Annotated in this window: 11 protein-coding genes; 3 read left to right on the forward strand and 8 right to left on the reverse strand. The window is 31.1% G+C overall.

Annotated features, from left to right (window positions below; genetic code table 11):
- The first annotated feature begins 73 nt into the window (after positions 1 to 73).
- A complete protein-coding gene (locus ACKI2W_RS10225; protein ID WP_407381795.1) occupies positions 74 to 1,297 on the forward strand; it encodes a nucleotide sugar dehydrogenase in 1,224 nt (407 codons plus the stop codon).
- A 170-nt stretch (positions 1,298 to 1,467) separates the two neighbouring features.
- Here the strand turns inward: ACKI2W_RS10225 and ACKI2W_RS10230 are convergent, their stop codons facing one another.
- The 6 genes from ACKI2W_RS10230 to ACKI2W_RS10255 all read right to left on the reverse strand — a co-directional run bounded on the left by ACKI2W_RS10230 (position 1,468) and on the right by ACKI2W_RS10255 (position 6,592).
- Positions 1,468 to 2,301, reverse strand: a complete 834-nt coding sequence (locus ACKI2W_RS10230) for a hypothetical protein (RefSeq protein WP_407381797.1) — start codon at positions 2,299 to 2,301, stop codon at positions 1,468 to 1,470.
- Between the two features lie 129 nt (positions 2,302 to 2,430).
- Entirely contained in the window at positions 2,431 to 2,832 is a 402-nt protein-coding gene (locus ACKI2W_RS10235) for a transposase (RefSeq protein ID WP_407381815.1), read from the reverse strand.
- Positions 2,833 to 2,838: 6 nt separating this feature from the next.
- Complete coding sequence (locus ACKI2W_RS10240; RefSeq protein ID WP_407381799.1) at positions 2,839 to 3,210, reverse strand: hypothetical protein; 372 nt, start codon at positions 3,208 to 3,210, stop codon at positions 2,839 to 2,841.
- Positions 3,211 to 3,245: 35 nt separating this feature from the next.
- Entirely contained in the window at positions 3,246 to 3,728 is a 483-nt protein-coding gene (locus ACKI2W_RS10245; protein ID WP_407381801.1) for a transposase, read from the reverse strand.
- Between the two features lie 300 nt (positions 3,729 to 4,028).
- Positions 4,029 to 5,333 (reverse strand): UDP-glucose dehydrogenase family protein, encoded by a 1,305-nt coding sequence (locus tag ACKI2W_RS10250; RefSeq protein ID WP_407381803.1) that lies wholly within the window; start codon positions 5,331 to 5,333, stop codon positions 4,029 to 4,031.
- A 74-nt stretch (positions 5,334 to 5,407) separates the two neighbouring features.
- A complete protein-coding gene (locus ACKI2W_RS10255) occupies positions 5,408 to 6,592 on the reverse strand; it encodes a coenzyme F420-0:L-glutamate ligase (protein WP_407381805.1) in 1,185 nt (394 codons plus the stop codon).
- Between the two features lie 516 nt (positions 6,593 to 7,108).
- On the opposite strand from ACKI2W_RS10255, the gene ACKI2W_RS10260 reads away from it, so the two are divergent.
- Together ACKI2W_RS10260 and ACKI2W_RS10265 are read left to right on the forward strand one after the other, a co-directional pair.
- Positions 7,109 to 8,275 carry a hypothetical protein gene (locus ACKI2W_RS10260; protein ID WP_407381807.1) on the forward strand — a complete coding sequence of 389 codons (1,167 nt, stop codon included), beginning with the start codon at positions 7,109 to 7,111 and terminating at the stop codon, positions 8,273 to 8,275.
- A complete protein-coding gene (locus ACKI2W_RS10265; protein WP_407381817.1) occupies positions 8,262 to 8,783 on the forward strand; it encodes a transposase in 522 nt (173 codons plus the stop codon). The genes ACKI2W_RS10260 and ACKI2W_RS10265 overlap by 14 nt, the downstream gene beginning before the upstream one ends.
- A gap of 205 nt (positions 8,784 to 8,988) precedes the next feature.
- Here ACKI2W_RS10265 and metK read toward each other — a convergent pair whose 3' ends face one another.
- A complete protein-coding gene (gene metK / locus ACKI2W_RS10270; RefSeq protein ID WP_407381809.1) occupies positions 8,989 to 10,164 on the reverse strand; it encodes a methionine adenosyltransferase in 1,176 nt (391 codons plus the stop codon).
- A gap of 12 nt (positions 10,165 to 10,176) precedes the next feature.
- Positions 10,177 to 10,447: adenosylhomocysteinase (locus ACKI2W_RS10275; RefSeq protein ID WP_407381811.1), on the reverse strand; the 271-nt coding region annotated here is incomplete at its 5' end.

Below are 10,447 nucleotides of genomic sequence, written 5' to 3' on the forward strand. Positions count from 1 at the left end.
GTTAATATATATACCTATTTAAATAAATATAATGAATATAATTTAAATTTTTTGAAGATAGGAAGTGTATTAAATGAAAATTACAGTAGCGGGTGTAGGATATGTGGGGCTTTCCCTTGCAGTATTATTAGCACAGAAACATGAAGTAACAGCAATTACGACAACACAGTCAAAAGCCGAAAAGCTTAATGAGTTCATCAGTCCGATTCAGGATGATGAAATAGAAAGGTTTTTTAAAGAAGCCCGTGAAGGCGAAAGGAAATTGAACCTTCACACAACCACTGACAAGGAAGCAGCATATAAAAGCGCTGAACTTGTCATAATAGCTACTCCGACAAACTATGATGACGTCAACCATTTCTTTGACACATCAGCCGTTGAGGATGCAATAGAATGGACTTTGAAAGTCAATCCGGACGTTTTGATGGTAATAAAATCAACAATTCCTGTCGGCTATACTGAGTCCGTGCGTGAAAAGTACGGCGTTAGAAATATTATTTTCTCACCGGAATTCCTTCGTGAGTCAAAGGCGCTTTACGACAATCTCCATCCAAGCCGTATCGTTGTCGGGTGTGATGATGACCAGCAAAAAGAAGGGCAGATGTTTGCAGACTTGCTTTTAGAAGGTGCGAGAGAAGAGGAAAAAAGAGCAGGTATGGATGAGCAGGACATTCCTGTGCTTTTGGCTAATCTGACTGAATCCGAGGCCATAAAGCTATTTGCAAATACTTATCTTGCAGTGAGGGTAAGCTACTTTAACGAGCTTGACACCTATGCACAGACAAAAGGCCTTGACACTCAGATGATTATAGACGGAGTATGTATGGACCCGCGTATCGGCGGACACTACAATAATCCATCATTCGGATATGGTGGATACTGCCTGCCTAAAGACACCAAACAGCTGCTGGCAAATTATGCTGACGTTCCGCAGACCATGATTAAGGCCGTTGTTGACTCAAATATCGTTCGCAAAGAGTTCATTGCTGATGAGATTATTTCAAGAAATCCCAAAACCGTTGGGGTTTACAGGTTGACTATGAAAAGTAATAGTGACAACTTCCGTGCATCAGCTATTCAGGATGTTATGAAGCATATTAAGGCCGAAGGAATTTCAATAATAATCTACGAACCTACATTGGATGATGGAAGTGAGTTCTTTAAATCTGAAGTGGTGAATGATATTGACCGTTTTAAGTCTGAAAGTGATGTGATACTTGCAAATCGTTTTGATTCAGATATTTTGGGTGATGTTGCGGATAAGGTTTATACTAGGGACTTGTTTAGGAGAGATTGATTGGAAGTTTTTGAAATATTATTAATGATAATTAAACATCACTATTTTTTCATTGAAAAAAGTCCTTTATTTAAAAATAAAGAGAAATATGAATTTGATTTGATTGAATAATAATTTAATTTAACTATAATTGTAGTTACAGATATTGGGGAAATAATATTGTAAATAATTTAATCCAATTTATTCAAAATTTCTTCATCATATTCATCTTCCATATCTTTTAATATTAAATCCCGAGTACTATTTGAACATAACTTATCAAAAATTCTTTTAAAGTGTTCATAAAATTCTTCGGTTTTTATATCATTTGATTCATAATATACACTAAAAAAATAATTGTTTTGCTCATAATCAGAATTATTTTTAAATTCATCAATGAAACGTTTATAAGCAATATTATTTCTAATTAAATTGATATCTGAATCAAAATTCTTAATATTATGCAATTCATTTTCATAAGATCTTGTTAATTTGTTTGTTGTTCGCTTATTAAATTCATATTCTAATTCAACTCTTAAAGTAATAGGTAATTTATTGAGTAATGTAAAATTAGATGTTAAATTTGTAAACTGCATAACCAAAAATCCTCTCGGAGACAAATAATAACATTTATTCAGATTATTTGAATTATTTAAATTACATATCTGATTATAAACAGTGAAAGTAATTTGCAAATACAACATTAATTCATTAATCGCCGAATTGACTTCATTAAATCTTAAATTAATATAATTTTCTTTTTCTCGATTTTTATTATCTTTGTTTCTAATAACTAAATTAACTATAAGTGCAATAAATGAAGTTGTAACTATAATTAAATTAGTAAATATTACTTTATCATCAGTTCCAATATTTGTGTAAAAAATTTCAGACAATAATATAAAAATAAGTATTAATCCGCCAAATATAAGAAAATAATAGAACAAATTAATACTCAAATATTTTTTTATTTTCTTCAATTTAGGCTTAATTTCTGCCGAATAAACTGATATTTTATCTTTCATGATATTAATTAATAAATATAATATTGTATTAATTTTTTGATTTTCACCCAACATTTAAAATTTAAAGATTAAATAATAATCATTACAATAAAACTTAATTTAATAAAATTATAGTATTTTTGTGAAAGTTTATACCATATCTTTTATCCAATTTTCATAAAGAGATTCCCTCACCACAAATTCTTCAAAAGCCTTTTCAAATATAGTAATTAATTCATCTAATGAAGTATAATATGTTTTATATATTCTATCTTTTATCATTCCCCATAAATCTTCAATAGGATTTAAATCTGGAGATCTTATTGGTAAAAAAATAGGATTAATGTTTAATATTTTAAATACAGCCATACTTAATTCAGAAGAATGAATTGTAGCATTATCTAAAACTAAATCTATAGGAATTTCAAAAGATAATAAATTACGGATAACTGGGTTATTTAAATTTGAAAGTAATCGTTTTTCTCGTTCTTTTTTTACTTTATATGGATTATCAGAGTCTTCTTTATTTAAAATTCTTTTTACTTTTTTTATTGATTGTTAATTTGTATTTTTTTCATTGTAAAGTTCGTTATTCACTGTATTTATTAAATCCATGCCATGTAATGAATTCTGTGAAAGTTTTCTTTTAATAGATTCGTCTGATAAATTTTTGCTTGTAATTGCGGTTTCAATTAATAGTTTGGCTTCTTCATTAATCATATTTGCCATTCTGAAGTGGCATAATGCTTTTACAAAAGCAATTGAATTTCCCTGAGGATTTATTTCCATATATGAATTACAGTTCACACCCATAAATCCGGTTACATTGATTTTAAAGTATTCTCCACAATGAATTTGTATATTTTTTGTTTTTGGAGGATATAATACTCTTCTAACGTTAGTAACACTTTGACATGCAGTTTCATCCATAAATGCCAATAATCTATGGTTTGTATTTATTATCCTTAGTTTTTTTTAAATAGAACCATATCTTCTTTTGTGCGTTTATTATATTGAGTAAATGGTTTTCCATAGTTTAATCCTAATTTTTTTCGAGTTATGAACCAAACTTGATTATAACTGTATGTAACATTGAATAATGAATAAATCATGTCTCGTACATCATCTATTGTATATCCTTCTTCACTATTTACAATCATATCATATAATATTTTTAACTGTTCGTCAGTTAATCTTGAATCAGCTCCACAATTACTATAATCAGGCAATAATCCTTCAATTCCTTTTTTATTATACTCTTTAATCCATCGTTCGCCAGTTTTTCTAGAAATACCAATAATTTTTGCTGAATTTTTTATAGTATCTCCATTTTTTACCATTTTAATCAACAATACTCGTCTATAAATATTGTATGAATCTTTATGCTCCTTTAAAAGATCATTTAAACAATTATCATCCAAATGATCTTCAATTTTTGCGACTTTCATAGTAATTATATATGTTTCTCATATGGTATAAACTTTTCCAAAAATACTATAATACAATTCAAAATTATACTAATTCTGAAGTTACAGTAATATAAAAATGAGATTAATAATTCATTAATTTTCTTACATGAACCAATAAAGTAAAAAGATGAAAACAACATCAACAAACCACCAAAATATGGGAAATTGACATTATAAAACAATACTTCAAAAAGAAAACTACGACAATAATCAACTGAAAAATTAATTTAAATAAAGTACTAAAATAAAAATAAAAATTGGCTTAAGCTAATCTACATGTCAGCAACCAATTTGATAAAGTTCGAACCCTTCATCGAGAATTCTTTTCGAATAAATATTCCTTCCATCAAAAATAATTTTCCTATTCAATCTTTTTGAAAGTTCATGCAAATCCAAGCTTCTAAATTCCTTCCATTCAGTAATTAAAATCATTGCATCGGCATCATCAAGTGCATCATACTTTGATTTGGTAAATTCAATGTTTTCATCATCCAAAACTTGCCTGAAAGTTTCAATCGCTTTTGAATCATATGCCTTTATATGGGCTCCCCGTTTAATCAGTTCGCTTATTATTGTGATTGATGGAGCACATCTCACATCATCGGTTTGAGGCTTGAATGCAAGTCCCCATACTGCAAAAGTGAAATTGCTTAAATCATCACCGAAGCGTTTAGTTATTTTATCTACCAGAACCATTTTTTGAGCTTCATTGACCTCATCAACCATTGACAATATGCTTGGAATGTAACCATTTTCCAAGGAAGTGTTGATTAGGCCTTTAACATCTTTTGGGAAGCATGACCCGCCATATCCGCAGCCTGCATAAATGAACTTGTATCCGATACGTTTATCAGACCCTATTCCCAGACGGACATTTTGAACATTGGCACCCGTTATTTCACAGATATTTGCTATTTCATTCATGAATGATATTTTGGTTGCAAGCATTGCATTTGCAACATATTTGGTCATCTCAGCGCTTTTGACATCCATTATTATGAATCGGTCATAATTTGCAACAAATGGTTCATACAGTTCCTTTAAAAGCTGTGATGCTTTATCGGATTCTGTTCCGATTATCACTCTGTCCGGATGCAGGCAGTCTTCAATAGCAACACCTTCCTTTAAAAATTCAGGGTTTGATGCTATTTCAATATTCACATCATTGATTTTATTTTCATTGATTAATTTTTTAATTTCAAAACCTGTTCCTACAGGAACCGTTGATTTGGTGACTATTAGGGAATCTTTAGTTATGTTTTCAGCAATCTGTTTTGCAACCGTGAAAACAAAGTTTAGATTGACACTACCACCCTCATCTTCAGGTGTGCCCACAGCAATGAAAATGATATTTGAATCATCCAATGCTTCTTTTAAGTTAGTTGTGAAAAATAGATTATTTTTTTCCTGATTATCAATAACCATAGTGGCCAGGTGAGGCTCGTAAATCGGAATGATTCCTTTTTTTAAATTATTAATTTTATTTTCATCTATATCAACACAGTATACTTTATTACCCATCTCCGCAAAACAGGTTCCGGTTACAAGACCGACATAACCCGTCCCAATAACAGTCAAATTCATAACTGTATATTTGTGTTTAAAATATAAATAAGTATCATTTATTAATCAGATTTTTATATTCAAAAAGGGATAATTTAGTCGTTAGCTAAATTATCAAAATATCCTTGTATAAATACTACTGGTGTTCCTTTATCTCCAGAACCGCTGGTTAAATCACATAAAGATCCGATTAAGTCCGTTAGCCTCCTTGGTGTTGTACCTTCAGTAATCATTTGTCCTGTGAGATCTTTATCTTTATTTCTGATTTCATTTTTTATTGCTTCTTTTAGCTCATCGCCTTTCAAATCTGCAAATTTGTTATCAGAAACATATTTGAGTTTGATTTCGTTTGGTGTTCCCATCAGTCCATCAGTATGTGCGGGTGACACTACCTGATCTGCCAGTTCCCAGATTTTTCCGACAGGGTCTTTGAATGCTCCGTCACCATAAACCATCACTTCGATTTGTTTGCCAGTCAAATCAATCAGTCTTTTTTGAACTTCTCTTACAAGTCCATCCCCCGTTTTTGGGAACAGTTTAAGTTTTTCTTCAGTTGCCTTGTTTGAACCTAAAAGTCCGTATTCTGGATTGAAGCCTGAGTCTCCGATAGGTTCAGCTAAAACCTGATGTAAACCATGAACATTAGCACCTTCACCTTCAAGTATTTTCACGGTTTTTTCTCTTGTGTGAATATCACAGGTTAAAACATCTTTGGTATAATCCAGAATTGTTTTGAAATCATTTGAAAATACGAATTCCACTTCACAGTCTTCACTTTCAATCAGTTCCCTGAAAAAGTCAATCATGTTGATTCCGGTGAAAGGATGTATCCATGAACCGAAGATTTTCTTGTATTCATCTTCTGTGATGACACTTGCTAAGTTATATTCACTTTCATCCAAAAGAGTTTCGTCCAAAATACCGTTTCCAACTTCATCAGAAGGAAAAGAAGTCAATAATGTGATTTTATCCATTCCTCTTGCAATACCTTTTAATGCAATTGAAAAACGGTTTCTGCTTAAAATTGGATTTACAACACCAATATTTTTGGACGGGAATTTGTTTTGTAAATCTTCTGCAATATCATCCGCAGTCACATAGTTTCCTTCAGAAATTCCAACAACCGCTTCTGTAATTGCAACAATATCCTTGTCCCTGAATTCAAATCCTTCACTTTCCTTTGCAGACATAACAGAGTCTACAACTATTGTTGCCAAATCATCGTTTTCTTTAATAATCGGTGTTCTTATACCCCGTATTACTGTTCCCACACATCTCATTTTTGATACACCTCTAACATAAATAGTTTATCGGAATGTACTTTCCAACAACCCATATATTTTATATTAGGGACTGTCCCATAATTAATTTTTAAAATTTTCATTTGAAAGGGTTAATTTTCAAATGAATAAATATATACTTGTTTTTGTATAAACATTTCATATATAACTTATTTTCATAAATAACATTCTAATAAACTTTAAATAATTAAAATAATAGAAATATACTTGAAAAATAGTTAATTAAGTTAATATGATTAGTTTCTGATGAAAATAAATTTTCACCAGAAATGCATGAAAAATCATATTTTATTTGAAAAAAATACGAATTTCTGAAAAACAGAAAAAAATATTTTTTAATCAAATAATCCAAAACCTACAAAGGATTATTTGTAATTAATCAATATTTATAGTTTTAGGAAGGAATCCATTTTTTCATCTAAAAAAACCTGATTTTAATCAAATTATCTTTAAATACTATTTTTCAAATAAATCAATGAAAATAAGGTGAAAACAATGGTTGAAAGTCAATATTGCTTTGAATTAAAAGAAATTGGAGCAAATTTAGATAAAGAACATGAGGTTTTCAATCTCATGTACTTGATAAATCTCTTTGAACAGTTCTATCCTGAAGAATTCTATGTTAAAAAAGCTAAAAAAGGACGTCCAATAAAATATAATCCTAAAGAATTATTAACATTTCTTTTTTGGGCAAAAAATAACAAAAGGGAAAGCTACAGAGACCTTGAAAAATGGTGTGAAAATAATGATGAAACATGTCAATTAGTACTAAAATGTGAAAAACCAAGTAAAACACAACTAAATAGATTTAAAAATAACCATATGGAATTAATAGACAAATTTGACCAATTTTTAATAGATTTTGCAATGGCAATTGGATTAATAGATGGAAAAATCGTTTATGGTGATGGCACCATACTAAAAGCATGGTGTAACACCTTTAAAAAGATGTATCCCTACGAAATAAACTACTTAAAAAAATTCCTAAACAATAATATCTCCAACACCGAATTATGGAGCAAATTGAAAAGATATTTCATAAACGAAGACGACAATGAACAATTAAAAGAAGAATTAAAAGATTTACTTAACGAATTTAATTATAATCTAAATTCAAGCGGAATACACTTATTAAAACTCAGCCTAATATCATCCAAGAACTTTAAAAAAGTTATAGAACGAATACAACTCATGGAAGAAAATATCACTGGCAAACATAGCATCAGCATCACCGATCCCGAATCACGACACATGCCTGACAAAAAAGGCAAAATAGGCTTAAATTACAATTACCAAACAGTAACAGACAATAAATATGGATTCAGACTAGTACACTACATAACCAACAATACCAACGACCAAAAAGAAGTAAAAAGACTAGTTGACATGACAACAGAACGAATACATACAGATAACTTCACAATATGCGTAGATAATGGATACTGGAATCCAGACCAACTAAAAAAAATATTAAACAGCAATACGCGAGTAGTAATACCAGACGACACAGAAGCATCCAGAAAAAAACAAAAAATAAAAAACAAAAACAGATCAGGAAAAAGACAAGAACAACTAAAAAAAGAAGAAGAAAAACACAAAAACAAACCCAAAAGAATAAAAAAAACACCAATTCAAATACATAGGCAAAATAGACGCCTTTAAATGCCCAAAAACAAAAAAACTATTCCAAGTAGTCGACATTGTAACACTAACTGGAGTCAAAAAGAAGAAATACACTTGTGACTACTGCATTTCCTGCGAATACAAATCAGAATGCACATCACAACACAGAAGAATATTTTATGAACACTATGATGAAAATATGGAAGAAATACGCAGATTTTACTATTCTGACGAAGGACAAGAAATATACTTCCAAAGAGGACATTTTGCAGAATCCAGTTTTGCAATTTTACTAGAATCCCGAAACTTCAGAGGAATCAAAACAAAAGGCTTAAAAAAAGCAAATGATGAATTAACAATCAGTGAAATACACCACAACCTTAAAAAATTAGAAAAACACACAACCAATAAATTTCTAAAGCTTATTCTCAATAAAGTCAAAAAATACAAAAAAGAAAATCAAAAAATTGACTTTTTTTGCATTGAGAAATTTAAGGGAAAATTCATAATCCAAAATGACGTAATTACTGGAATAATAGATGATTGAACATAATATGAAAAAAATACAATATATTTTACTTATTTAGGATTTATAAAGATAAATTTGCTCCATAAATAAAAATTAAAACCATCACTATCTAAAAATTAATTATGGGACACTCCCTATTATTCGAATTATATATACATTAAGATTTATGGAAAAAAATTAGTTATAAAATAAAATTTGAAACTTCAATAGAAGTTTCAGTAGTCTACTCAATGACATATTTTCTTAAATCTTCGATTTTGTCTGTTTTTTCCCATGGAAGGCCTTCAATACCAAAGTGACCGTACTTTGCGGTTTGTTTGTATTGAACATCTCTTAAACCAAGAGTTTCAATGATTCCATCAGGAGTTACCTTAAAGTTTTCACGTACGATTTCATCGAAGGTTTTGTCTCCAATATCCACACATGTTCCGAATGTATCGACCATTATGGATGTTGGTTCTGCCACACCTATTGCATATGACAGTTGGATTTCGCATTTTTCTGCAAGTCCGCTTGCTACGATGTTTTTTGCGATGTATCTTGCCATGTAACATGCACTTCTGTCTACTTTGGTGCAGTCTTTTCCGGAAAATGCTCCTCCACCATGTCTTGCATATCCACCATATGTGTCTACGATGATTTTACGGCCAGTCAACCCTGCATCGCCGTGCGGTCCGCCGATTTCAAATTTTCCAGTTGGATTGATATGTTCAATAGTGTTTTCGGTCATTAATTCCTCAGGAATAACTGCTTTGAATAGTTTTTCATGAATGTCATCTTTTAATTGTTCCTGATTATCAGACATTGTCTCATCATGCTGAGTGGATAAAACAATTGCATCAAGTGATGTGATATTTCCTTTATCGTCATAGTTAACTGACACTTGTGCTTTACCGTCAGGCCTTAGATATGGTATTTCACCAGATTCTCTAAGTTCTGTTAATTTGTTTGTTAATTTGCGTGCTAAGTCAATCGGAAATGGCATTAGAGAATCTGTTTCGTTGGTTGCATAACCGAACATCATTCCCTGATCTCCTGCACCGGTTTCTGCATCTTCACGGTCAACCCCCTGATTGATGTCAGGAGACTGTGCATGCAATCTGTTTACAACTTCACATTTATGGCCATCAAATTTCAAATCAGGATTGTCATAACCTATTTCAATGATTGTATCTCTTATGATTTTTTCAATGTATTCATTTGAGAGATTGGCTGTTGATGTTACCTCACCAAATACCATACAGAAATCTGTGGTTACGCAGGTTTCACATGCTACATGTGAATTTTTATCCTGTGCCATATACGCATCCAATATTGCATCAGAGATTATGTCTGCAACTTTATCAGGATGTCCTTGAGTTACAGACTCTGATGTGAAAGTTCTATAAATTTCACTCATTAAATCACCACATTATGTTCCTTCTTGCCAGTTAGCCATGTAAACTTTCTGTTTATCTGTTAAAGAGTCGATTTCGATTCCCATTGCATCGAGTTTCATGCTTGCTACGGTGTAGTCTATTTCATCAGGTGCTTTGGTTACGCCGACCGGCAAATCGTTTTCAAGGATGTGTTTTGCGGATAATGCTTGTACAGCAAAACTCATGTCCATGATTTCTGCAGGGTGTCCCTGTCCACGTGCGGCTGACAAGTTTACTAAACGGCCGTCTGCCAAGAGATAGATT

The organism is Methanobrevibacter sp. (assembly GCF_045603845.1).
Lineage (GTDB): Archaea > Methanobacteriota > Methanobacteria > Methanobacteriales > Methanobacteriaceae > Methanocatella.

What these genes read in the sequence shown, in the direction of transcription:
- metK (WP_407381809.1), bottom strand. Translation starts at nt 10,164, where the DNA reads ATGAGTGAAATTTATAGAACTTTCACATCAGAGTCTGTAACTCAAGGA.
- ACKI2W_RS10255 (WP_407381805.1), bottom strand. Translation starts at nt 6,592, where the DNA reads ATGAGATGTGTGGGAACAGTAATACGGGGTATAAGAACACCGATTATT.
- ACKI2W_RS10240 (WP_407381799.1), bottom strand. Translation starts at nt 3,210, where the DNA reads ATGGATGAAACTGCATGTCAAAGTGTTACTAACGTTAGAAGAGTATTA.
- ACKI2W_RS10245 (WP_407381801.1), bottom strand. Translation starts at nt 3,728, where the DNA reads ATGAAAGTCGCAAAAATTGAAGATCATTTGGATGATAATTGTTTAAAT.
- ACKI2W_RS10250 (WP_407381803.1), bottom strand. Translation starts at nt 5,333, where the DNA reads ATGAATTTGACTGTTATTGGGACGGGTTATGTCGGTCTTGTAACCGGA.
- ACKI2W_RS10260 (WP_407381807.1), top strand. Translation starts at nt 7,109, where the DNA reads ATGGTTGAAAGTCAATATTGCTTTGAATTAAAAGAAATTGGAGCAAAT.
- ACKI2W_RS10225 (WP_407381795.1), top strand. Translation starts at nt 74, where the DNA reads ATGAAAATTACAGTAGCGGGTGTAGGATATGTGGGGCTTTCCCTTGCA.
- ACKI2W_RS10230 (WP_407381797.1), bottom strand. Translation starts at nt 2,301, where the DNA reads ATGAAAGATAAAATATCAGTTTATTCGGCAGAAATTAAGCCTAAATTG.